Source organism: Candidatus Binatia bacterium (assembly GCA_036504975.1).
Lineage (GTDB): Bacteria > Desulfobacterota > Binatia > UBA9968 > UBA9968 > JAJPJQ01.
In genome coordinates this window covers 1-23,005 of record DASXUF010000015.1, presented here as the reverse complement: position 1 = coordinate 23,005, position 23,005 = coordinate 1, and the positions used below count along the sequence as shown (strand labels likewise).

At 60.0% G+C, this 23,005-nt stretch carries 18 protein-coding genes and 1 pseudogene; 11 read left to right on the top strand and 8 right to left on the bottom strand.

The features are described 5' to 3' along the window. Positions 1 to 187: 187 nt before the first annotated feature. The 6 genes and pseudogenes from VGL70_02305 to VGL70_02280 all read right to left on the bottom strand — a co-directional run bounded on the left by VGL70_02305 (position 188) and on the right by VGL70_02280 (position 7,791). Positions 188 to 1,249, bottom strand: a complete 1,062-nt coding sequence (locus tag VGL70_02305; GenBank protein ID HEY3302349.1) for a hypothetical protein — start codon at positions 1,247 to 1,249, stop codon at positions 188 to 190. Between the two features lie 255 nt (positions 1,250 to 1,504). Further along, a complete protein-coding gene (locus VGL70_02300; GenBank protein HEY3302348.1) occupies positions 1,505 to 2,851 on the bottom strand; it encodes an amidase in 1,347 nt (448 codons plus the stop codon). 158 nt (positions 2,852 to 3,009) lie between these two features. Then, on the bottom strand, positions 3,010 to 5,109 hold the full coding sequence (locus VGL70_02295; GenBank protein ID HEY3302347.1) for a TRAP transporter large permease subunit: 2,100 nt from the start codon (positions 5,107 to 5,109) through the stop codon (positions 3,010 to 3,012). Next, a complete protein-coding gene (locus VGL70_02290; GenBank protein ID HEY3302346.1) occupies positions 5,106 to 5,813 on the bottom strand; it encodes a TRAP transporter small permease subunit in 708 nt (235 codons plus the stop codon). The genes VGL70_02295 and VGL70_02290 overlap by 4 nt, the downstream gene beginning before the upstream one ends. Before the next feature lie 185 nt (positions 5,814 to 5,998). Further along, positions 5,999 to 7,129, bottom strand: a pseudogene (locus tag VGL70_02285) (C4-dicarboxylate ABC transporter). Between the two features lie 332 nt (positions 7,130 to 7,461). Further along, entirely contained in the window at positions 7,462 to 7,791 is a 330-nt protein-coding gene (locus VGL70_02280; protein ID HEY3302345.1) for a hypothetical protein, read from the bottom strand. Positions 7,792 to 8,007: 216 nt separating this feature from the next. Here VGL70_02280 and VGL70_02275 point away from each other — a divergent pair, with 216 nt between their 5' ends. From VGL70_02275 to VGL70_02255, 5 genes are all read left to right on the top strand, one after another. Next, a complete protein-coding gene (locus VGL70_02275; GenBank protein HEY3302344.1) occupies positions 8,008 to 9,516 on the top strand; it encodes a tetratricopeptide repeat protein in 1,509 nt (502 codons plus the stop codon). Between the two features lie 28 nt (positions 9,517 to 9,544). Further along, entirely contained in the window at positions 9,545 to 10,981 is a 1,437-nt protein-coding gene (locus VGL70_02270) for an FAD-linked oxidase C-terminal domain-containing protein (GenBank protein HEY3302343.1), read from the top strand. A gap of 112 nt (positions 10,982 to 11,093) precedes the next feature. Beyond that, positions 11,094 to 12,395: a heterodisulfide reductase-related iron-sulfur binding cluster gene (locus tag VGL70_02265; GenBank protein ID HEY3302342.1), complete on the top strand. Its 1,302-nt coding sequence runs from the start codon at positions 11,094 to 11,096 to the stop codon at positions 12,393 to 12,395. Then, positions 12,392 to 13,693 (top strand): FAD-binding oxidoreductase, encoded by a 1,302-nt coding sequence (locus VGL70_02260; protein HEY3302341.1) that lies wholly within the window; start codon positions 12,392 to 12,394, stop codon positions 13,691 to 13,693. The genes VGL70_02265 and VGL70_02260 overlap by 4 nt, the downstream gene beginning before the upstream one ends. Before the next feature lie 235 nt (positions 13,694 to 13,928). After that, entirely contained in the window at positions 13,929 to 14,144 is a 216-nt protein-coding gene (locus VGL70_02255) for a helix-turn-helix domain-containing protein (protein HEY3302340.1), read from the top strand. Positions 14,145 to 14,178: 34 nt separating this feature from the next. Here the strand turns inward: VGL70_02255 and VGL70_02250 are convergent, their stop codons facing one another. Both VGL70_02250 and VGL70_02245 read right to left on the bottom strand, forming a co-directional pair. Beyond that, positions 14,179 to 15,618, bottom strand: coding sequence for a HAMP domain-containing sensor histidine kinase (locus tag VGL70_02250; GenBank protein HEY3302339.1), 1,440 nt, complete (start codon positions 15,616 to 15,618; stop codon positions 14,179 to 14,181). Between the two features lie 33 nt (positions 15,619 to 15,651). Next, positions 15,652 to 15,873, bottom strand: a complete 222-nt coding sequence (locus VGL70_02245; protein ID HEY3302338.1) for a helix-turn-helix domain-containing protein — start codon at positions 15,871 to 15,873, stop codon at positions 15,652 to 15,654. Between the two features lie 337 nt (positions 15,874 to 16,210). Between VGL70_02245 and VGL70_02240 the strand changes: the two genes are divergently transcribed. From VGL70_02240 to VGL70_02215, 6 genes are all read left to right on the top strand, one after another. Beyond that, complete coding sequence (locus VGL70_02240) at positions 16,211 to 17,179, top strand: hypothetical protein (GenBank protein HEY3302337.1); 969 nt, start codon at positions 16,211 to 16,213, stop codon at positions 17,177 to 17,179. 45 nt (positions 17,180 to 17,224) lie between these two features. Next, on the top strand, positions 17,225 to 18,511 hold the full coding sequence (locus VGL70_02235) for a Rieske 2Fe-2S domain-containing protein (GenBank protein HEY3302336.1): 1,287 nt from the start codon (positions 17,225 to 17,227) through the stop codon (positions 18,509 to 18,511). Positions 18,512 to 18,658: 147 nt separating this feature from the next. Continuing rightward, positions 18,659 to 19,687, top strand: coding sequence for an extracellular solute-binding protein (locus tag VGL70_02230; protein HEY3302335.1), 1,029 nt, complete (start codon positions 18,659 to 18,661; stop codon positions 19,685 to 19,687). A gap of 13 nt (positions 19,688 to 19,700) precedes the next feature. Next, entirely contained in the window at positions 19,701 to 20,462 is a 762-nt protein-coding gene (locus VGL70_02225) for a class II aldolase/adducin family protein (GenBank protein HEY3302334.1), read from the top strand. Between the two features lie 30 nt (positions 20,463 to 20,492). Continuing rightward, positions 20,493 to 21,584, top strand: coding sequence for an extracellular solute-binding protein (locus tag VGL70_02220; protein ID HEY3302333.1), 1,092 nt, complete (start codon positions 20,493 to 20,495; stop codon positions 21,582 to 21,584). 24 nt (positions 21,585 to 21,608) lie between these two features. Beyond that, positions 21,609 to 22,742 carry an extracellular solute-binding protein gene (locus tag VGL70_02215; protein HEY3302332.1) on the top strand — a complete coding sequence of 378 codons (1,134 nt, stop codon included), beginning with the start codon at positions 21,609 to 21,611 and terminating at the stop codon, positions 22,740 to 22,742. Positions 22,743 to 23,005: the final 263 nt, after the last annotated feature.

Genomic DNA, 23,005 nt, shown 5'->3' with positions numbered 1-23,005 from the left:
GGCACTACATGCGGGTTTTACTCCAAATTGCCGCGCCACTGAAAGACAGCTCTCGATTTTACAACGACTTGCGGCGCCTGAAGCGGCGCTCTTCAGCAGGAAACTTTTTTCAAACCGCAGCAACTGTGGAAGTTAGGCTAGACCCCGGGTACCTGTCCCTTTGCTGCTGGACGCATACCGCCGCCTCTCAGCGGGACGGAAGCGGGTCAGCACCCATGATCTTTTTGTATATCTCGGCGACTTCAGGATCACGGGGAATCTCTCTGACGGTCTTCTCATGCGCTTCCGGCATAAGCGGCGTGGCATCGTCGCCGGTAATTTTTTTGTATTCTTTGTGAAACTCCGAATCCTTGTAGGTCTTGCGAAACGCCTCCTGGAGAATCTCGACCAGATCCTTGGGCGTTCCCGGAGGAAGGACGAACGGCTGGCCGGTAACCCTGAAGGCGCGCTGCATCGTCATCAGCTTGCGATCTTTTTCCGATTTGGCGAAGCTCTCCAGCTCTGGAACATGAGGAAAACTTGGATGCTTATCCCCTTTGGGAACTTCAATGATCGCGTGAAAGTCCACCAGACCTTTTTCGAGCCACTGCGGGTTCCGCTGGAGAACAGTGTCAGCGCTGTTCGCTCGCGCGTCGATCTCGCCGCGCATCAACGCCGGGTCCAGCTCGGCTCCTCCGTAGCCGGTAACGAACTTCGGCTCTTTTAGACCCAGAATGTAGGCAAACAGACGGCCTTCGATGTACCCCGAGAAACCCACGGATTGACCCCCGATCCTGATTCCTGCGGCAGCTCGGAGTTTTTCCAGGCTGCTCAGACCTGCCTCCTTGCGGGTTACGAAGATCGCGTGATGGCTGCTGAAGGGTGAACCCAGATAGAAAAACTTGTCGAGATCGTATAATACGCCCGCTTCTCCAAGGAGAGCGAAAGAAACCATGCCGAGGCCGAGGTTTCCGATAATAAGCCCGTCAGGGCGGACTGATCTGTAGACGTGATTTGCGGCCTTCCGGCTGCCGCCGCCGGGCATATACTCGTTAACAATGGTCGGATTCCCCGGAATATATTTCTGCAGGAAGGGAAGCATGGCTCTCACCCTGAGATCGCCGGTGCCGCCGGGATCGCGACCGTGAACGATGGTAATGGTCTTACCCTGATAATACGGCATCTGCGGCAGAGCCGGTGCGTAAGACAAAAAGACAACGGCGAAAAGAACAGCCGCGACAGATGAGATTTTGAAGCGGTCTGTTTTCATCGAAGACCTCCTTTGCCGCTCCGATAACAACCGGCGTTTTGATGCGCTCCCTGCTGTTGGGAGCCGCGATCCAAAGAAGATTAACTTAAAAAGGCGAAAATATAAGAAGCTGGAACCGCCACGGCGATGACAATGCCGGAGGCCCGGATGGGAGAAGAAACTAGCAGTCCGCGCGCGGACCTCGGAGCAAGTCTCGCGCTAAATATAGAGAATGTCAAAGCGCGAACCCAGCCCCCGAAGGGCGGGATGCGACGCTTATCGGTCCGGCGAGGCGACACGGGCGGCGAGCCAGCGGGAGGTGCGCAAGAGTCGTGCGTCGCCGTTTCGCGGGCCGACGAGCTGGACTCCGATCGGCAAACCGTTTGCTGCTTCCAAGAGCGGGAGGCTTATAGCCGGCATGCCGCAGAGCGTCCAGAGCGTGCAGAACGAAGGATCGCCGGTCGAAGCGAGACCTTTCGGCGCGGGACCGGGAGCGGCGGGCGTGAGGATCGCGTCGTAACGCTGCTCGAAAAGCTCGACGAAACTTTCGTGAATCGGCGCGATCCGGGTGAGCGCGCGCTGATAGTCAACCGCGCGGACTTCTTTGCCGCGCTCGATCAGCGCCCGCAGGGGTTCCGACAAGCGGTCCCGTCCTTTTTCGTATTCCCGCTCCAGATTCACCGCCATCTCGGCTTCCATGATGATGCGATGCCACTCCCACGCCTCGGCTGCCGACGGAAACAATTCGATCTCCTCGACGCGGTCGCCGAGAGTCTCGGTCAGCTCGGCGAATCCTTCCTTCGTTTCTTGATCGGCGCGCTCCCAGTAGGGTGTCTTCACGAACGCGAACATCGGCGGCAGCGGCGGCTCTTCCGCCGCGACTGCGACGAACGGCGTGCGCGCTCGCGGGCGGGTGTCGGGATCGCGCTCGTCGTAGCCGGTGATCTCTGCCGCGAGCAGGGCAATGTCTTCAATCGTCCGCGCGAAAAGGCCGACCTGATCCAGCGTTCGCGAGAGCATGAGCACGCCGTGGCGCGAAATCATTCCGTAGGTCGGCTTGAAGCCGACGACGCCGCAAAACGCCGCAGGGCGAATCGTCGAGCCGTTCGTCTGGCTGCCGAACGCGAGCGGAACCATCTCGGTGGCGACCGCCGCGGCCGAGCCGCTGGAAGAACCGCCCGGCGTGTGCTCGGGGTTGTGCGGGTTGCGCGTCTTTCCCGGCGCGAAATAAGCGAACTCCGTCGTCACGGTCTTGCCCATAATCACCGCGCCCGCCGCGCGCAGCAGCGAGACGACTGTGGCGTCGCGCGACGGCGTGCGGCCCGCGTGCAACACCGAGCCGTTCTCGGTTGGCATGTCGGCGGTGTCGAAAATATCTTTGACGCCGACGGGCACGCCGTGCAACGGCCCGATCGGCTGCCCGGAGAGGCGCAATTCATCCGCCGCGCGCGCTTGCGCGAGCGCGTAGTCCGGATCGAGAAACGTCCAGGCCTGCACCTGTTCGTCCACTTCGCGCACGTGCGCGAGACACGCCGCGACGAGCTGCTCCGAGGTAATGATGCCGTCGCGTATCAACCGCGCCGCCTCTGACGCCGAGAGCGAGTGTAGATTCTTGAGTTCCATGCCTCTGCTTCTTCTATGTCTGATCAGTGGTATCGCGCAGGTCCAAATCGCGAGCCAGACAAGGCCGCAGGGAGGAGCCAACCGGAGCGTACGTAGTTAAGTACGTGAGGATTGGCGACGACCGAGAACGCAGTATGGCGACGTGAGTTGGGCCTGCGCTACCCTCCATATAAGAATTCAGGGAGCCAGAGGGTCATCCCCGGCCAGATGTACATGAAGACGAGGCAGATGCAGACGATGATCATGTACGGCATCATGCCGGCGAAGATTTGATTGAGCGTGACATGCTTCGGCGCGACGCCCTTCAAGTAGAACGCCGACATCGCCACCGGCGGCGACAGGAACGCCGCTTGGAGATTCACCGCGACCATCGTGCCGAAGAGGATCGGGTCGATTTGAAAATGGCCGAGCAACGGGATGAAGATCGGACAGAAGATCACGATGATCTCGGTCCATTCGAGCGGCCAGCCAAGCAGGAAAATAATCAACTGCGCCACGAACTGAAAGCCGAGCGGCGAGAGATTCATGCTGAGCACCCAGCGTTCGATCAGACCCTGGCCGCCGTGCAGCGCGAACACGGAGGAAAAAAGCGCCGAGCCGATAAACAGCCAGCAGACCATGGCGGTGGTCTTCGCCGTGAGAAACGTAGCTTGTTTCATGTTTACGCGAAGCTCCGGCGAGGTTCTGAGGTTTATCAGGCCGGGCACGACAGTGCCCAAAAAGGTTCCGCCCAGGGAACCCGATACGATCAGCGAAGCGAAGTCCTCGCCCTCCCACCATCCGAGCCCCACGCCTATGATCGCTCCGACTAAACTCCACCACCAGACCTGACGCTGGTACTTGGCCATCACTGCGAGATAGAGCGCGCCGAGAGCTCCGACCGCCGCCGACTCGGTTGCGGTGCAGATGCCGAACAGGATGACCGCGAGCACGACCACGGTAAGCACGCCGAGCGGCACGACCGAGGCGGTGAGCTCCTTCAAGATCTCGAACTGCTCGCCGTCCATGCGCCAATAGTAGGTCCCGAGTAAAAGCGCGGAGAATGCGGCCAGTCCCCAAAACCACTGGTAGAAATGCGCCGGGACTTTGCTTCCGCCCGATTGAGCCCTCGATTCTCCGAGGGACGTCATCTCTTCAGGCGGCGCGCCTTCTGCTCGCGGCGTCCCCTCGGGCTTCGCCACGATCGTTTCCGCCTCGCCGAGTTCCTGCGGTTTTTCCTCCCCCGAACCCAGGCCCTGTGCTGAGCTCGTCGAAGCATCTTGCGGCGTCTCCGAGCCGGCTGGAGCGGGCGCCACCGTTGGCGGCGTCGTGATACCCGTAGCCTTCGGCTCCGAGAGAGCCACGCTTTGCGCCGCCGGCGCGTTATAGATCACGACGTACCACCAGGTTGCGGCGAACGTGCCCACGGTGAGCGCTAAGGGCACCATGAGGGCGAGCACGTTAGTGACAATAAGACCGTAGCCGACCGGGCGGCCGTCCGGTGTTGTCGCGCCTCTCAATAGTCCGGGCCGGACGAACGCGGCAAGCAAGCCGCCGAATACGCGACGCGACCGGCCGCGTTCGAGCCGCTTGAGCCACTCCGGGGCCGCAATGCGATACTGGTCCGGCGGCAGCTTGGGAGCGATCTTGGGATCGATCATTGCCCAGCCGAGGATATAGATTAGATACAGGAACGTGAGAAAAAAGCCGGGGAACATCGCTGCGGCATAAAGCTTCACGATCGACTGCCCGGCCACCGCCGCATAGACGATCAGCATGACCGAAGGCGGAATAAGAATGCCGAGCGTGCCGCCCGCCGTGATCGCGCCGGAAGCGAGCCGGACGTCATAGCCCGCATTCAACATCGGCCGCATCGCGATGACGCCCATGAGGACGACGACGGCGCCGACGATGCCGGAGGCGATGCCCCAGAAGGCGCAAACCAGAAGCGTGGTGACCGCAAGCGAAGCGGGCACGCGGCGAAATGCAAGCTGCACGCTATGAAACATGCGGTCCACCAGCGCAGCCCGCTCCATGATGTAGCCCATGAAGACGAACAGCGGCACCGACAACAATGTGTCGTTGGTCATGACCCCGTATGCCCGCTGCACGATCAAGTCGAAAATGCGGTTGTCGTACCAGTGCCCGCCCGGGACCCAGAACGCGAGGTAGCCGAAGATCATTCCCAGCCCCATGAGCGTGAAGGCGGTCGGAAAGCCCATCATGATCGCGATCACGATGAGCCCAAGCATGGTCAAGCCGAGTGCCGGATCGCTCATGACTTTTTCTGCTCGTCCTCCTTGATCGCTCTCTCGTGGATCACGCCTTCCTCCATGACGCTGCGGTGGCGCGCGGCCTCGTCGATCGCATGCGCCGTCTCCATCGCGGCGCGGCGCGACTCTTCGTCGACGTATTCGCTGTGCGAGAGTTGGGTATCGATTACGTCGATCTCTTCGACGTCTTCCAGCCGCGCCGGCCACGCGCCGGTGCGTAGGCACTCGATGCAGCGCACGATCTCGCCCAGTCCCTGGAGCATCACCAGGGCGCCGGCGATCGGGATGACTGATTTGAAGTGGTAAACGGGCGGCCCCTCGGAGGTTATGGTCGAGTGCTCCGCGATGCGCCAGGAGTCGGCGGCGTAGCCGTACCCGGCGTAGATGAGGCCCAGGATGCCCGGGATGAAGAACAAGAGGTACAGCGCCAGATCGAGCGCCGCCTGGCCGCGCGGTTTCAGGTAGATGTAGACGAAGTCGGCGCGCACGTGGCCGCCGAGCGCCAGCGTATAAGCGCCGCACATCATGAAGAGCGTGCCGTAGAGCATATTGTTGAAGTCGAAGATCCAGGCGGTCGGCGCGTTCAGGATGTAGCGCTTGAAGACCTCGACGGAGACCACAAAGGTCAGCGTTACAATCAGCCATGCGGAGGCCTTGCCCGACCAGTAGCTGATCTCGTCGATCGTGTGGATGACTCCTTTGGCGTTCATTGCCGGATAAAAGACGCCAGCCATCAGCCTTAGGCTGATGGCTGGCGTGCTGGCTGGGATTAGATCACAGGCGGCTAGCCCTTCTTGGCGGCCGGGGCCTCGGGCTTTGCAGCCGGCGCCTCGGGTTTCGCCGCCGGAGCAGCCGGCTTAGCCGTCGGGGCAGCGGGTTTGGCAGCCTTCTTTGCGAAGTAGTGGTTATAGGCCATGCGGCGGCTGACGTTGGTATCCAGGTCCCACTTCACCGCACGTTCGGCGAAATTTCTCTGTGACTCGGCGATCTCCTTGAACATGGGGACGTCGGTCGATTTCTTCGCCACGACCTGGTCGAAGATATCGAGCTGCTTCTGCAGGACCGAGTCCGGCGTCTTGTAGAACCTGACTTTATCTTTGGTCTGCATCTCGATGTAGTCCTTCGAGTAACGGTCGATCGCCTTCCACGACATGTCTTGGGAGGCAGCCTCGACCGCGTATGCAATGATCGCCTTTATCTTGTCCGGCAGCGCGTCGAACTTGGTTTTGTTGAACGTGATCTCGAACTGCTCCGCGTTTTGGTGGTAGCTCTGGAGCATGCAGATCTTGGAGACATCGGGGAAGCCAAGGATGCGGTCGGAAGAGGCGTTGTTGAACTCCGCCGCCTCGATCAGGCCGCGGTCCATCGCGGGCACGATCTCGCCGCCGGGGAGCGCGTTCACCGCCGCCCCCATGCCCTGGAACAGGTCGATCGAGATGCCGACGGTGCGGAACTTGAGGCCTTTGAAGTCATCCGGTTTCGTGACCACCTTCTTGTACCAGCCGAGCGGCTGCGTCGGCATCGGGCCGTACGGGAAGGAGACGACGTTGGCGCCGATGGAGGCGTAGAGCTTGTTGAGCAGCTCCTTGCCGCCGCCGTACTTGTGCCAGGCAAGCAGCATGTTGGCGTCCATTCCGTAAGCGGGACTCGAACCCCAGAGGGCGAGCGCGTTGCTCTTGCCGTAGTGGTAGACGAGCACGCCGTGCCCGCCGTCGAGCGTGCCTTTCGACACCGCGTCGAGAAGCTGGAAGGCGGGCACCACCGCGCCGGCGGGCAGGACTTCGATTTTCAAGTCGCCGCCGGTCATGTCGTTGACCTTCTTGGCGAAGTCGAGGGCATACTCGTGGAAGATGTCCTTTTGCGGCCAGGTGCTCTGCCAGCGCATCGAGATCGGCCCGGTTTGCCCCCTGGCGATCATGGGGAAGCCGAGCGCCGCCGCGCCTCCCGCGACGACAGCCGCCTTGAGCATACTCCGGCGCGAAACTTTCTTCGCCTCTTGTCCTTGGATTGGATTTTGATCAGGCATGGTCCTCCTCCTTTGTTATAGGGACGGGTTTGGCGTGTGAGACCTTATATATTACTTTACGGAATTGCGTCAATCACTTATTTGACACCCTGTAAATCTGCTTGACGGGCGCTTCCTGCGCGCTGTAGCATCCGCTATGCTCGCGATGCCGCGAGGATCCGCATCATTGCTCCAAAGCCAGGAGTGGTGCAGCCCCTAGAGAAGAGCGAGCAAGATCGGCGGCGTAAAAATTGTCTGAAAAAACTCCCGAGACTCAGAGGCGCCTCGCAGCCATAGTGTTCTGCGACATGGTTGGTTATAGCCGGCTCATGGAGGAGAGCGAAGCTGACGCTCTACAGCTCCTCGGGGAATATCGGCAGATCGCCGACAAGACCATCAAAGAGCATTCGGGAGAAATCGTCGACAACATCGGCGACGGTCTCTTTGCGGCCTTCGCCAGCGCCGTAGAGGCCATCCGCGCCGCGGTCGCCATCCAGAAAGAGCTCGCTGCCCGCAACCAGCGCGAGGGAGGCCGCCAGCCGCTCCTGCTCCGGATCGGCGTCCATCTCGGAGACCTTTTGCAAGAAGAGGAGCGCCTCTTCGGCAGCGGAGTCAATGTCGCGAGCCGCATCCAGCTTCTCGCCCCTCCTGGAGGAGTTTACGTCTCCGGCGAGATCTACCAACAGGTCCGCAATCAGAAAGGGCTCTCGTTCCGAGATCTTGGAGAGAGACAGCTCCGCAACATCAAGGAACCGGTCAGAATCTACGATCTAGTGCCCAGCGAGGGGGAGGTTGAGTCCAGGAGTCCGGAAGCCCCAACCGGTTTAAGAGCAGCAGTCGCCGTCCTCCCGTTCCAGAACATGAGTTCCGACCCGGAGAATGAATACTTTAGCGACGGGATGACCGAGGAGATCCTAACTCGTCTCTCCAAAATCCGGGAGTTCAAAGTCGCCTCCCGCAGCACTGTTTTCCGCTACAAAGGAAAGGGTATTGACCCGCGGGATGTAGGGCGGGAGTTAGGAGTCGGGTCCGTTCTTGAGGGCAGCGTGCGCAAGCTCGGCACTCGCCTCCGCATCACGGCCCAGCTCATCAACGCCGTGGACGGCTTTCACCTCTGGTCGGAAGCGTATGATCGCAACTTAGATGACCTCTTCACGATCCAAGACGAGGTCTCCGAGAGCATTGCACAGGCTCTCAGGATCAACCTCACAGAGGCGGAGAAGGCCCAGCTCTCGGCCGTTCCCACTCGGAGCATCGAGGCCTACGATTACTATTCGCGCGGCAGGCATCTTTTCTATCAGTACACAAGAGAAGGACACCGAGGTGCCATCGAGATGTATCTTAAAGCCCTGGAGCTGGACCCGAATTATGCCCTGGCTTACGCCGGCCTTTCCGTCTGCTATGGGCTTCTCATCATTAGAGGCTGGGACGAGAGCCCCATTTGGCTCGGCAAAGCCGAGGAAGCAGCGCTCAAAGCATTGGGTATCGACCAACGCCTGTCGGAGGCTCATTTTGCCCTTGGTTACGTTTACGAAATGAAGGAGGATTGGGATAAGGAGGAGGGCGCCATGAGACGAGCCCTCCTTTTGAATCCTAGTCACGCCCATGGCCATGACAGCCTCGCGGATGTTTACTATCACCGTGATCAACTCGATGAAGCCATCGCCGAATATCAAACAGCCTTGCGTCTCGATCCCTTCCACCCAAGGGCTGCCATTCAACTGGCGGCCACTTACGAAAAGTCGGGTCGGTATCGCGCGGCGATCGCTCAGCTACAACGAACTTCCGAGCTCCTTCCGGACTTCGATTGGACCTGGATTTACCTCGGGGATCTGCATCATTCGAGGGGTAACCATGAGCAGGCCCTGCAAGCATACCAGCGCGCCCTCGCGATCGATCCCTCCAATATCGACGCGAAGGTAGGGCTCGGCCTGACCTATGCCGGCATGAAACGGTTTGAGGAAGGTGAGCAGGTCGCCAACGAGCTGCTCGCGTCGAGCAGCAAACCTCAGGAGGAGAATGCCGACTACTTATTTTTAGTTGCAATGCTCGACCGCGCCCGGGGAGATCCTGAGAAGGCTATTGCCTTTCTGGAAAAGGCCATGTCTGTTGCACGCAGGAGATACCACCGCGTCTACATGGGGGCTCTTGCCGAGACCTATGCTTTCGTGGGGGATAAGGACAATGCGATCGCATATTATCGTAAGGCGCTGGAGTCCGAGAGGTGCTCCTCGCCCTACATGATCCAGTTTCACTACCGTCTCGGCTTGCTGTACGAGGAGAAAAACGACTTCCGTGCCGCCGCCGAAGCTTATGAGCGCTTTCTTCACTTTTGGAAGGGTGCAGATCCGGATATCCCCATACTGGCCGACGCCAAGGGGCGTCTCGCCGCCCTTGGGACCCAATGATGGCATTGAACCGGGAGAATTTTAAAAAATGAGCCGCGACGCTCTCATCCAGGAGTTGCGTGGAATCGTGGGCGATCGTTACATGCTCATCGAAAAGGAAGATGTCGTTGTCTACGAGCAGGACGGTTCGATCTTCCAGGTCATGCCGGAGATCGTCGTGCTGCCGGCAAACGTCGAGCAGGTTTCCGAGGTCGTTCGCGCCGCGCGAAAAGCCGGCGTTCCGATAGTCCCGCGCGGCTCCGGCACCGGGCTCGCGGGCGGCGCGGTGCCCGCCGAGGGAGGGGTCGTTCTCTCTCTCGCCCGTCTCAATCGGATTCTCGAGATCGACCTTGAAAATCTTCTTGCGATCGTCGAGCCCGGCGTGATCAATTTGGACATCACCAAAGCGATTTCTAAGGAGGGCTTTTTCTACGCGCCCGATCCGAGCAGCCAGGCGGCCTGCTCGGTCGGCGGCAACATAGCGAACAACTCCGGCGGCCCGCACACGCTCGCCTACGGCGTCACCACGAATCACGTGCTCGGCGTCGAGGTCGTCCTTGACGACGGCGAGGTCGTTTGGCTCGGCGGCAGGGTGCCCGACACACCGGGCTACGATCTCTGCGGTGTTTTTGTCGGCTCCGAAGGGACCATGGGTATCGTCACCAAGGCGGCGGTGCGTCTCATGCGCACGCGCGAAGCGGTGCGCACGCTGCTGGCGATTTTCGACCAACCGGCGCGCGCGACGCGGACCGTCGTCGATATCACCGCCGCGGGAATCATTCCCGCTGCGCTCGAAATGATGGATCGGCTCACGATCAACGCGGTGGAAAAAGGCGCGCCTTGCGGCTATCCGACGGACGCCGCGGCGGTCCTGCTGGTCGAGATTGAGGGCGTCGACGAGCACGCCGAGCGCGCCATGGCGCTCGTCAAATCGATCTGCAAGCAGAACGGCGCGCGCGATGTCCGGCTCGCCAAAGACGAAGCCGATCGCCAGCTTCTATGGAAGGGGCGCAAAGGCGCGTTCGGCGCTCTGGGTCTGCTCGCGCCCAACTATTACGTCCAGGACGGCGTCGTGCCGCGGGGGCGGCTGCCGGAGATCATGGCGCGGATAGCGGACATTGCGGCGCGCTACGAGCTCTTGATCGCCAACGTCTTCCACGCCGGCGACGGGAATTTGCATCCCAATATTCTTTTCGATCTGCGCAAGCCCGGCGAGTTGGATCGGGTCATCGAGGCGGGCGCTGAGATTCTCAAAGCCTGCATCGAAGTCGGCGGCAGCATCACCGGCGAGCACGGCATCGGCCTGGAGAAGAAGGCGTACATCGGACTGCTGTTCAACGCGGAAGATCTGGCGGCGATGACCCGCGTCAGGCAGGCGTTCGATCCGGACGGCCGCTTCAATCCGGCGAAACTGTTCCCGTCGCCGGCGAGTTGCGGCGAGGTCGGCATCAAGCCCGGAAAGATTCCGGCGGGACTATGGATCTAAAAAGGCACGAGGCCCTTCGACCCTTCGATGAGACTCAGGGCAGGCTTTGCTCAGGGCAGGCTTCCGGCGAGAGGCATGAGTCGGACCGGAAAAAAGAGAAAGATGAGACTGCGTGACACCGACGGCTGACAGTCTCATTTCAACGCCGAACGTAACGCTCGACATCCCCGAGTTGTACCAGTGCGTTCATTGCGGGCTTTGTCTCAACGCGTGTCCGACTTACCGAGCGCTGCACATCGAGTCGGAATCTCCGCGCGGCCGAATTCACTTGGTCCGCGCCGCCGCCGAAGGCCGCATCGAGCTGAACGAAAGATTCGCCGATCATCTGAATCTCTGTCTCATGTGCCGGGCCTGCGAGACGGCCTGTCCTTCCGGAGTGAAATACGGCCGCATCGCGGAAGCCGCGCGCGCCGAGCTCGGTCCTTCCGGCTCGACGTTGGCACGCGCCGCGGCAAACTTCGCCTTCAAATCGCTGCTCCCCTCTCCGGCTCGGCTTAGGCTGCTCGCCCGGCTTCTCAGGCTTTACCAGCAAAGCCGTCTGGATCGCGTGGTGCAAAAGTTTCTGCCGGCAAGGTTGCGGGAGATGAACGCAATGCTGCCGGTGGTGCCGGGTAAGTTCTTCACGCCGCGCGCCGAACTGTTCCCGGCGATCGGCGAGATGCGGGCGCGCGTCGGCATGCTGAGCGGTTGTGTGATGAGCGTCCTCTTTGCCGATATCAACGAAGCGACTCTCAACGTGCTCAGGCGGAACGGCTGCGAAGTTGTGTTGCCGAAAAGTCAGATCTGCTGCGGCGCGCTCAACGTCCACAACGGCGAGACCACGACGGCGAAGAAGATGGCGCGGCAGAATATCGACGCGTTTCTCGACGCGAAACTGGACGCCGTCGTCGTCAACGCCGCCGGCTGCGGCGCGGCGATGAAAGAGTACGGCCACCTGCTCGGCGACGATCCGGATTATGCGGAAAAAGCCGAGGAGTTCAGCCGGCTCGTGAAAGACGCCGGCGAATTTCTCGTCGCGCTCGGGGCGATAGCGCCTCGCGGCCGGGTTGAGTTGACCGTTGCTTATCAAGACCCTTGCCACCTCGCGCACGGTCAAAAGGTAACAGCCCAACCGCGCGCGCTGCTAAAGTCGATTCCCGGTCTGAGAGTCATTGAGATGAACGGCTCGGATCGCTGCTGCGGCAGCGCGGGCATTTATAACCTCACGCAGCCCGAGATGTCCCAGGAGTTGCTCAGAGAGAAAATGGCATCGATCGCAGAGACCGGCGCCGCGGCGGTCGTCGCGCCGAACCCCGGCTGCATGCTCCAATTACGCTATGGGACCAAGCGCTACGGTCCGCCCGTCCAAGTGTTCCACCTGATGGATCTACTCGAGCGCGCTTACGCGACGGATAAAAACTCTTCCTCGCGATGAAGATTTCGGCCGACGCGTTACGCGCCAAATTGACCGGCGAGCTCACCGCCGGCGCCGTGGAAGACGCTCCAGCGTCCCTGGCGGCTCACGGCGTGGACGGCAAAACTCCCGCCCTCGTTTGTTTTCCTTCGGAGCCTGAGCAATTGAGCTCGATCCTTCGCATCTCAGCCGAGGCCGGCGCCGCCGTCGTCCCATGGGGCGGAGGGACATCGATGAGACTGGGAAATATTCCGCGCCGGGTGGATGTCGTGATCAGGCTGGAGAGACTCGACAAGCTGATCGAGCACGACGACGCGAATTTGACCGCGACCTTTCAAGCCGGAATGAGGCTCGCGTCGTTCCAGGAGATTCTGGGACAGCGGCGGCAGTTTTTACCTCTCGATCCGCCCCGCCCGGCGCGCGCGACCGTCGGCGGGATCGTCGCGGCGAACGTCAACGGGCCGCGCCGGATGATGTACGGCGGCGTGCGCGATCTCGTCGTCGGCATGAAGATGGTCCTGGCGACCGGCGAGCGGATCAAGACCGGCGGCAAGGTCGTGAAAAACGTCGCCGGCTACGACCTCGGCAAACTTTTTATCGGCTCGCTGGGGACGCTCGGCATTATCACGGAAGCGACCTTCCGAATGGCGCCGCTCCCCGAGACCGCAGCCTCGTTCGTCGCGTCCGGACCGCTGGATCGCTGCGCGCAATTTGCCGCAAAACTTTCTCGCTCGCCGCTGCTTCCGGCGGCGGTAACGATCCTGAGCCCCGGCGGCGTCGATACTCCTGGTCTCGATTTTCAAACGCCGGCTGTCGCTGTATGGGTCGAAGGGTTCGAGGAAGCCGTCGCCCGGCACCTCCATGATCTGGAAGCCCTAGCGGGCCGCGCCGGGGTCATGGGGCAAGCCCTACGCGCCGAATCGCATCAGCTCCTGTGGGAAGAGATTCGAGATTTTGGCGCCGATGACACCGGCGTTCTTTATCGGCTGACGGTTCCCACCGGGTCGGTGCCGGAGATATTGGCCGGTCTTTCGGGCGATGCCGAAAAGGAAGGTTGCTACGTCGCTCATGCGGCGACCGGAACCATCTATGCGTCGATGAAAGGCGATGCAGGCGGCATGAAATGGTTTGCCAAGCTCGCCGCGCTGGCGGGGAGCCGAAAAGGCCACGCGGTGATCGCCGCCGCCCCCGCCGATCTGAAGCAGGGTATCGATGTCTGGGGGCCGGCGCCGGCAAGCCTGGGCTTAATGCGCGATATTAAACGGCAATTTGACCCCCAAGACGTTCTCAATTCCGGCCGGTTCCTGGCCGGCATTTGAACGTACTCGGGCTCGGAAAAATCCGTGGCCGGGCTATTTAGAAGGGGGGACAAGCGCCAAAGCTCGGGAAACAGGCGTTGGAGCGCCACGAACTCGCATCACGAAAAACTTGCACCTAGCATTGGGTATTTTTTGGTCGACCTGAAATCAAATCACACGCGGTTTTTTTCGTCCTTGACAGCTATCTCCGTTCATTGTAGGAAGGCTGCTATTTTCTACGGGGGTCGATTTTAGCATGCCCGAAGGGGAGGGCGGCGCTTCGATGAGCCAGGAAAAGTTCATGACCACGAAAGAGGTCGCCCAGTATCTCAGGGTGGATCAGTACACCATTTACCGACTGGTCACTCAGAAAAAAATCCCCGCCTTTAAGATCGGCAATCAGTGGCGTTTTAAGCGGAGCGTGCTGGAGCGCTGGCTGAAAACCAAAATGAACATCCCCTCCGCCCACTGACTTTACTCAGCTCAACATCCGCCGGTTTTTAATTTTAATAAGGAAGCCTCACTGTAAACGTTGAACCGCGCCCGGGCGCGCTCCTCACTTGCAGGCGGGCGCCGAGGATTTCGGCCAATTTTTTAACCACGTAAAGTCCCATACCGACGCCGCCATAGCGCCGAGTGTCGGAGCTGTCTATCTGATGGAAGCTGTCAAAAATGTGCGGCAGATGCTCTTCGGGTATACCGATGCCGGTATCGGATACGGTGAACTCAATAAAACTGGAGTTAGGACTTTGGGAGCGGCAATTGGGGATCAGGGACTGAGAGTCGGGGTTGATTCCCGACTCCTGATTCCCAATGCCCGACTCCCTCGCCCGGACCGATATCGCCACAGTGCCGCTATGAGTGAATTTGAGAGCGTTGTTGATGAGGTTCTGGAGCGCGTGTTTCAGCTTTTCGGCGTCGGTTTTTACAATCGGCAAATCGGCGGGATAATCCCACACGATGACGACTTCCTTGCGCTCGGGAACCTCGTAATGCGTCTTGAGATCGTCGAGCAGGGCCGACAGGCTGACTTCGTAGCCGGAGGTCAAGCGATCTCCGGACTCGATGCTGGCGATCTCCAGGATGTCGGCGATCATGGTGAGCTGGTCTCTCGCGCGGCTCATGATTTTCACCACCGCCTCGGCCTGCATCGGATTCATGTCGCCCAGGACGCGCTCGTTTAGCAGCCGGGCGTAGCCCATGACCACGTTGAGCGGCGTGCGCAGCTCGTGCGACATGACGCCTAAGAATTCTTCCTTGACGCGGCTCGATCTTTCCAGCAAGTGCCTGGTTAGCTGCAGCTCCCCCTGCAACCGGGCCGTTTCGGCCGCTTGCGTCTCGGCCTCCGCTGAGAATCGAGCGGTGCGAGCGGCCAGCTCGGTCTGCCTTTTTAATCTCGCCTGCAGGCGCTCGACTTGGGCAAAGTAGCCGTAAAAGAGCGCGATGACGAATGGGAAGAGGACCCGGAGGTAGAGGGTCGGATCTGCCGTATTCACGGAGCGCAACAGGAAATATCCGTAGAGCAGCGGCGACAAGACCGCCACGCCGATCAGGCCGCGCATGTCGCGGCAGATGCAGCAGAGGAAAATCGTCGCGAAACAGACGACGTAGAAGTCCGCGCCCGCCTTGCCGTTGACGGCGAGAGAGGCGGTAAGAAACAGCGTGTCGAAAGCGACCAGCGGAGTAAAAAAATAGAACGAGTCGAATAGCCGCTCGTCCAGGAAGTAGAGCACGCAATTGGAGAGCAAATAAAGAAGGACGAAACCGTAGAGCGCAACCAGGCTCAGCAAGCCGTTTTCGGAATAGAGCAGCAAGCAGGAGCAGAGGATCGTGAAAGGCCAGCGCACGCGAATAAGCGTCGCTTTTTTAGGGAGATCGAGCCCTTCCCAGCTCGACGAAACGTCCGCGGACGATCCGACGGCTGGAGCGCCTTCGATAGGCATCATGCCGGGATGATGTCCGGGTTGCCGCGGCCCGCGCTAGTCCGAAAGGGCGTGGCCGTTGGCGCGCGCGGCGCCGGGATCGATCGAGCCGGCGCCTTCGGTTTTGGAAACCAGCGCCAGAATGTTGGTCCGGTTGAAGCGCCAGCGATGACCGATTCTGTTCCCGGGAATGACGCCTTGATCGGCGAGCCGGTAGACGGTTCGTTTGTGGACTTTGAGCAGCGAGGCGGCTTCGGTCGCGGTCAGTATTTCATCCATGGTTATTTTCCCTCCTTGTAATCGGCGATACATGAATCTGCATGAGACTCGCCGGAAGTGCACAGACCATGCCATGGCGTCCCAAAGCGGGCCAATGATAAGAAAGCGGCCAATTTCCAGCAAATTTTTTCCGTTCGGGCCGAACGGAAGCGTCATCGCCGATCGAAGAGCGCACAAAATTGTTTGGGCGCGACAAGGTTGGGCCACAGATACGTACCCAAGAGCGGTCGGGGGAAAATTTTTCCCGGCAGTCAATCGGCGCGCGCGGCGGGGGCTCGAACGGTTAACTTGACAAGGAGAACCTGGAAGGTTATTGAGGGGCTCGCAAGGACAAAGCGTGTCGACCGAACTGGAAATCGCGTTTCCCGAGATGCGCTATGACATCACGATGCCTTTCTTCGAGGGCAGAGTGAAGATCGACGGCGTCAAGCTCAAGCCCGTGAAGAACTCGTCGATGATCTTTGCCGACAATCCCCAGCTCCGGGAAGGCGATTTCGGCCTCTGCGACTTGAATCTGGGCTATTTTCTTCCGGCGATCGACGCCGGCTGGCAACTGATCGGTCTGCCGGTTTTCTCGAAGCGAAAGCCGGTCTATCCCTATGTTTTTTGCCGCGCCGATCGTGGAATAGACGCGCCCAAGGACTTAGAAGGCAAATCCATCGGCACGCGCCAGTATCGCACGGCGATCAGCGTTTGGGTGCGCGGTCTCTTGAAGCACAGGCACGGGGTCGATGTCTCCAAGATGAGATGGGTGGCGCAGGTCAAGGAAGTTTTTCCGAACTACGACCAGGCGACGAGGATCGATTACGTCGACGGGCAGAAAAACGCCGCCGACCGGCTGCTCGACGGCGAGGTGGACGCGATGGTGACCGACATCTCCGACGGCAAGCTGCTCGACGTTCTGGAGAAGAGCCCCCAGGTGAAGCGCCTCTTTCCCGACTACTTGAAAGAAGATGCCAAGCTCTACCGCGACACCGGCATCTTCACGCCCGTGCACCTCATCGTGATGAGCAAAAAGCTCGACCGGGAGCATCCCGATCTTGCCGGGAAATTTTACGCGGCTTTCGAGCAGGCGAAAAAGACGGCGTACGACGACATCTTGAGCGAGCGGGGAGGATTCTCCGTCGTGTATCTGCGCGAGCGGCTGAAGGAGCAATTTGAAAAATGGGGCGACCCGTGGAAATACGGCATCCAGGCAAATAAAAGCACCATCGACGCCCTCGTCAGAGATAACCATGAGCAAGGCATGATTCGCTCCGAGCTTCCTTATAAAGATATCTTCGCCGCGGCCACTCTCGAGACGTGAAATTGCATCCGCTACCCACACTGACTTCCACAAGGAGAGATCACGATGCTTCCTAGAGAGCAGAACGAGCTGCTGACGCGCACCGGTCCGGGCACGCCGATGGGCGGGGTGATGCGCCGGTACTGGATTCCCGCGCTCTTGTCCGAGGAAATCCCCGCGCCCGACAGCCCCCCGGTGCAGGTGAGGCTCCTCGGCGAAAAGCTGGTCGCGTTTCGCGACAGCAAAGGCCGCATCGGCCTGCTCGACGAGCACTGCGCCCACCGCGGGACTTCTCTCTTTTACGGGCGCAACGAGGAGTGCGGGCTCCGCTGCATCTATCACGGCTGGAAGTACGACGTGGACGGCAACGTGCTGGACACTCCCGCCGAGCCGCCGGACAGCGACTTTAAGACCAAGGTCCGTACGACCGCCTATCCGACGCGCGAGGCGGCGGGCGTTATTTACGCCTATCTTGGCCCGCGCGACAAAATGCCGCTGTTTCCCGACTACGAGTGGGTTCAGGTTCCCTTGAATCAGACCTACGTCACCAAGGCCCTTCTCGAATGCAATTATCTCCAGGGGCTCGAAGGCGAATGTGATTCGTCTCATTTATCACTGCTGCATCAGACGTTCACACCTGGACCGGAACGGGCTATTTGGCGGCTGGACCCGTCGCCGGTCTACGAAACCGAGGAAACCGACTTCGGTGTCCGGCTCGTCGCGACTCGAAACGCCGGACCGGGCCAGCAGTACGTGAGGCTATCTAGTTTTGTCATGCCGGTTTTCGGCTGCGTCCCTGCGGGACGCCCTCCGGGAGAGCTCGACGGCTACGAGATCCATATGTACGCGCCGTTTAACGATACGCTCTGCTGGCGCTACGACATGGGGTTTCGCAGAAACCGTCCCGTGACCGAAGACGAAGTGCATCGGCGGAAACAGATCAATCCGGATTACACGCGCATCCGCAACGCGCGCAACCACTATCTGCAAGATCGGGACATGCAGAAAAAAGTGAATTACACCGGCATCGAAGACTTTCTCAACCACGACGGCGTGGCGACCGAAAGCATGGGGCCGATTTATGATCGCAGCAGAGAGCATCTCGGCGTCAGCGACAAGGCGGTGATCGCGCTGAGAAAATATTTGCTCGGAGCCGTCAAAACCGTGCAAGAAGGAAAAGAACCGCCGCATATGGTCCGCGAGCAGAAGCAGAACCGCTTCCCCCACGTCGATTGCTTCGCGGAGCTCATGTCCGCGGACGTTCACTGGCGCAAGCAGTTCGACTATCTGACGGAGACGGCCGACAAAGAAAATCCCGCCGGATACAGACCCAAGCAAAAGGCTGTATCTTAGATGGCCGGCCGCTCAATAAACCCTCGCCGCTCCTTGAGGACCGGCCCTGTTGTAGCCCTTGCGCTCGCGTTGATCGTGCTTGAGCCGCCAGCTTATCTTTTCTCGGCCGAACCTTCGCCTACCTGGAAAGCAGAGTGGGAAAAGACCGTGGAGGCGGCAAAGAAAGAAGGGCAGATCTCAGTTTACGGCAGCGACACGTTCGAGCCCTTCTTACAAAACGCGTTTCAGAAGAAGTATCCGGAGATCAAGCTGAGCTTCGTCGGCGGCCGGGCGCCGGTCGTCGGTCCCAAGCTGATTACCGAGCGGCGGGCGGGAAAATACCTGGCGGATGTGGTTCTTACCGGCCCGGGGACTCCTTACCGCATGTACTACAAAAATCAGGCCCTCGACCCCATCGGACCGGCCTTAGTTCTCCCGGAAGTGCTCGACGAGAGCAAATGGTGGCAAGGCAAGCATCATTACGTCGACCAGGAGAACAAGTACATCTTCATCTACGAGGCGACGGTGCAAAGCGGCGATCTCGCCTACAACACCAGGCTCGTGAAGCCGGAAGAGATCAAATCCTACTGGGATCTTCTCCAGCCCAAATGGCGCGCAAAAATCGTCGCGATGGACCCGAAGGTGAGCGGCGCGGTGAGCCGCGGCATCCGCTTTTTCTATTTCTCGCCGGCGCTCGGGCCGAAGTTTATCGCCCGGCTTTTCGGCGAAACGGAGATTACGCTGGCGCGGGATTTTACCCAGATGCTCGACTGGCTGGCGACGGGGAAATTTTCCATAGGTATCTTCGTGGGGAGCTCCGAGACCGCGCAGGCGGCGGGCCAGGGCCTGCCGATCAAGGAATTTCCGCCGAGTCATTTTCAAGAGGGCGCCGCGGTGTCGCCGTTCAACGGCACGGTGAGCCTCGTCAACCGCGCGCCGCATCCGAACGCGGCGAAGCTCCTCGTCAACTGGCTCCTTTCCCGGGAGGGGCAGACGGCCGTGCAGCAGCACCTGGCGAACGAAGGGAACATCCGCGAATCGCTCCGGGAGGACATTTCGAAGGACGTCATTCCGCCGACCCACAGACGGGACGCGAAGGCCAAGTATCTGATGATCAGCCGGTCGGCGGACATCGACGGCGAGAACGACGCCGTAAAGCTCGCGAGCGACGCGGCGGCCGGGGCCAAGAAAAAGTAGTCACGAGGGAAAAATGCAAAAGAGCAGACAACGGGGCACGGCCAAAGGAAAATCCGCCGGCAAGCTCGCCGAGAAAGAGCTTAAGATCGCGGCCGAGATTTTGGAGTGGGAGATCGGCGATATCTGGGGGCACGTCGGCGTCCGCCTGCCGGAAAAGGACGGCATCGCCGTGCAAATGTTCCGCCGGCCCGAAGAAGCGGGAACGAAGGACTGGCTCGTGCGCTTCGACTATTCGCTCAACAAGCTCTCGGGCGTGGGCACGATCCCGCGCGAATCGACGATCTACACGGAGATCTTCAAGGCGCGCCCGGACGTGAACGCAATCGTTCACTCGCATGCGCCGATGTGCGTGGCGCTGAGCCTGGCGGACAAAACGGTGGCGTGCGTGCACATGCAATCGTATCGCTTCGAAAGCGGCGTGCCGATCTATCCCCGGCCCATCTATATTCTCGACGAAGCCGAGGGCGCGGACCTGGCGCGCGCGCTAGATAAAGCTTCGGCGGTCTTGATCAAGGGGCACGGTATCGTCACGGTCGGGAAAACGATCGACGAGGCGTCCATGGCCGCGCTCTACATGGAGCGGACGGCGAAGATTCAAGCCGTCGCCCATCTGCTCGGCTTCGCCGGACCGACGGAAGAATTCTACAACGAGCTCAGCGCCAGCAAGGACAAGCTCTTCGCCCAACCCAGAACCGGGATGTCCCACTCGGCCGAGTGGAACTACTATGCGGATAAAATAAAGAAAAAGGAAAAGTGGACGCGAGGCTGGACGTAAAAAACAGGGATGAAGGATGAGGGCGGAAGGATGATTCGGTCACTCGTAGTGGTAGCGTCACTGTTACTCATCCAGTCCGTTCACGCCGCAACCCCCGACTTTGAAAAAACCGTCGCGGCGGCGAAGAAGGAGGGAAAGATCGTCGTCGCGATTCCTCCCGTCCCGGAACTGCGGCAGCAATTGGAGACGGTGTTCCGGACCAAGTTCGCGATCGAGCTGGAGCTCACGCCGGCGCCGGGCCCGAGAAACGCGAGCCGGATCGCGTCGGAACAGAAGGCCGGCGCAAGTTACTTCGATGCCCTGGTTGTCGGCACGGGCACGGCCATTCCGCTCGTGCACGACGGGATGCTGGAGCCGCTGGAGCCCTACATGGTTCTTCCCGAGGTGAAAGACCCGAAGAACTGGTGGGGCGGCCATATATGGGAGGACAACGTCAAGACGAACCGCTTTCTGTATTCCTTCATAGCCGAGGTCGGGACGGGAGGGTTCTGGTACAACACGGATTTGGCGAAACCTGAGGAGCTGCGCTCGTTCGACGACCTGCTGAATGCAAAATGGAAAGGCAAGATCGGACTCAGCGATCCCCGCGTTCCCGGCTCGGGGCAATCGTTGTGGTCTTTTCTCTGGGAGACAAAAGGAGAGGACTATCTGAGGAGACTTGTGCAGCAGAATCTATTTGTTAGCCGCGAACTGCGCCAGATTGCCGACGCTCTCGCGAAGAGCAAACTCGCCGTCGGCATCGGCGTCGGCTATTCTCAACTGGAGCCCTTTTTGAAATCCGGCTTGCCGGTCCGGCAGGTGCCGACGCCGGCCGAGGGGTTGCCCGCGAGCAACGGCTTCGGCGTCGTCGGTATCGTCAAGAACCCGCCCCACCCCAACGGTGCCCGGCTTTTTCTCAACTGGCTCCTCAGCCGCGACGGGCAGGACTTTTACGGCAAGGTGATGAAAGCGTCGACGCGCCGCCTCGACGTCGATACCAAATGGCTCCTGGAGCACGGCAGCCAGGCGGCCAAGGATTCCTTGACTATGGCGGAATACAATCGAGTGCGAAACCATTTGGAAGACAAATATCTCAAGGTCCGGGAGCCGGCGGGAAAATTTGCCGAGCAAATCCTGAAATAGGTCCGCTTACCAAGGAGGAATGACATGCTGTCTTCGATCCGAATCGCGCGCGGTTTCACTCGGGCGGCTCTCGCGGCGATATTTCTCTTCGCGTTGACCGGCGCGGCGCTCGCGCAGACCGACTGGAGGAAGGACTGGGAAAAGACGCTGCAGGAAGCCAAAAAAGAGGGAAAGATGGTCGCGGGGATTCCCGCGCGAGCGGAACTCCGAAAGGAATTGGAAGCGGTCTTCAAACCGAAGTTCGGCATCGATATGGATCTTTCCGTGGCGCGAGGCCCGCAAAACGCCAGCCGGATCGCCGCCGAGGCCAAAGCGGGAGTGAAATATTTCGACGTCTTCATCGGCGGCTCGGGCACCTTCGAGGCGCTCGCCGAGGAAGGCATCGTCGAGCCGCTGATGCCGAATCTGATCCTGCCCGAAGTAAGGGAAGCGAAGAACTGGTGGGGAGGACACATTTGGGAAGATAATCTCAAGACGAACCGCTTCCTCTACTCTTTCATCGCGGACGCCGGCACCGGCGGCTATTGGCACAACACCGACGTGGTCAAGCCGGGGGAAATTCGCTCGCTGGACGACTTGCTGAATCCCAAGTGGAAGGGCAAGATCGGCTTTCTCGATCCGAGGACTCCGGGCTCAGGCCAATCGGTCTGGTCTTTTTTTTGGGACATTAAAGGGGAGGGCTGGCTTAAGAAGCTCGTGCAACAGGATCTTTTTGTCAGCAGGGACCAGCGCCAGCTAGGCGACGCCCTGGCGAAAGGCAAACTTGCCGTCGCGCTCGGAGTCAGCTTTTATACGCTCGAAGGCTTCATCACCGCCAACCTGCCGATCAAGGAGCTTCCACCGCTCAAAGAAGGAGCGCCCTCGAGCAACGGCTCGGGCGTGATCGGTATCGTCAAAGGCCCGCCCCATCCGAACGCGGCGAAGCTCTTCGTCAACTGGCTGCTGTCGAAAGAAGGCCAGGAGCTATACGTGAAGGTTATGCATCAAACGACCCGCCGCCTCGACGTGGACACCAGATGGCTCCAGGAGCACGGGGTTCAGGCGGCGAAAGATGTTCTGACGCTGGAAGAATACCACAAGGTCAGAAACCATCTCGAAGACAAGTACATGAAGGTCCGGCTTCCATCGGCCAAATTCGCCGAGCAGATACTGAAGTAGCTGAATTGTTGAGTCCCGGAAGTCGTCCAGCGGCTGGCCGCACGATTCGACGAAACACTTTCACCACGAAGAACACGAAGGCCACGAAGGATTCGAATATCTATGATTCCGAACTTCGTGCTCTTCGTATGCAGCCTATACGGTTGCTTGTCTAGCCGGTGAAAGTCCGGTCGCGGGAATTGGTTGTTTGCCCGCGTAGTGATACTCGACACCCCCTTAAGGGGTGACCCAGGAGGTGAAAGCTCGAATGTAAACGCCCTTGC

What these genes read in the sequence shown, in the direction of transcription:
- VGL70_02260 (HEY3302341.1), top strand. Translation starts at nt 12,392, where the DNA reads ATGAAGATTTCGGCCGACGCGTTACGCGCCAAATTGACCGGCGAGCTC.
- VGL70_02290 (HEY3302346.1), bottom strand. Translation starts at nt 5,813, where the DNA reads ATGAACGCCAAAGGAGTCATCCACACGATCGACGAGATCAGCTACTGG.
- VGL70_02270 (HEY3302343.1), top strand. Translation starts at nt 9,545, where the DNA reads ATGAGCCGCGACGCTCTCATCCAGGAGTTGCGTGGAATCGTGGGCGAT.
- VGL70_02300 (HEY3302348.1), bottom strand. Translation starts at nt 2,851, where the DNA reads ATGGAACTCAAGAATCTACACTCGCTCTCGGCGTCAGAGGCGGCGCGG.
- VGL70_02215 (HEY3302332.1), top strand. Translation starts at nt 21,609, where the DNA reads ATGCTGTCTTCGATCCGAATCGCGCGCGGTTTCACTCGGGCGGCTCTC.
- VGL70_02245 (HEY3302338.1), bottom strand. Translation starts at nt 15,873, where the DNA reads ATGGATGAAATACTGACCGCGACCGAAGCCGCCTCGCTGCTCAAAGTC.
- VGL70_02225 (HEY3302334.1), top strand. Translation starts at nt 19,701, where the DNA reads ATGCAAAAGAGCAGACAACGGGGCACGGCCAAAGGAAAATCCGCCGGC.
- VGL70_02275 (HEY3302344.1), top strand. Translation starts at nt 8,008, where the DNA reads ATGACCGAGGAGATCCTAACTCGTCTCTCCAAAATCCGGGAGTTCAAA.
- VGL70_02255 (HEY3302340.1), top strand. Translation starts at nt 13,929, where the DNA reads ATGCCCGAAGGGGAGGGCGGCGCTTCGATGAGCCAGGAAAAGTTCATG.
- VGL70_02235 (HEY3302336.1), top strand. Translation starts at nt 17,225, where the DNA reads ATGCTTCCTAGAGAGCAGAACGAGCTGCTGACGCGCACCGGTCCGGGC.
- VGL70_02295 (HEY3302347.1), bottom strand. Translation starts at nt 5,109, where the DNA reads ATGAGCGATCCGGCACTCGGCTTGACCATGCTTGGGCTCATCGTGATC.
- VGL70_02305 (HEY3302349.1), bottom strand. Translation starts at nt 1,249, where the DNA reads ATGAAAACAGACCGCTTCAAAATCTCATCTGTCGCGGCTGTTCTTTTC.
- VGL70_02220 (HEY3302333.1), top strand. Translation starts at nt 20,493, where the DNA reads ATGATTCGGTCACTCGTAGTGGTAGCGTCACTGTTACTCATCCAGTCC.
- VGL70_02250 (HEY3302339.1), bottom strand. Translation starts at nt 15,618, where the DNA reads ATGATGCCTATCGAAGGCGCTCCAGCCGTCGGATCGTCCGCGGACGTT.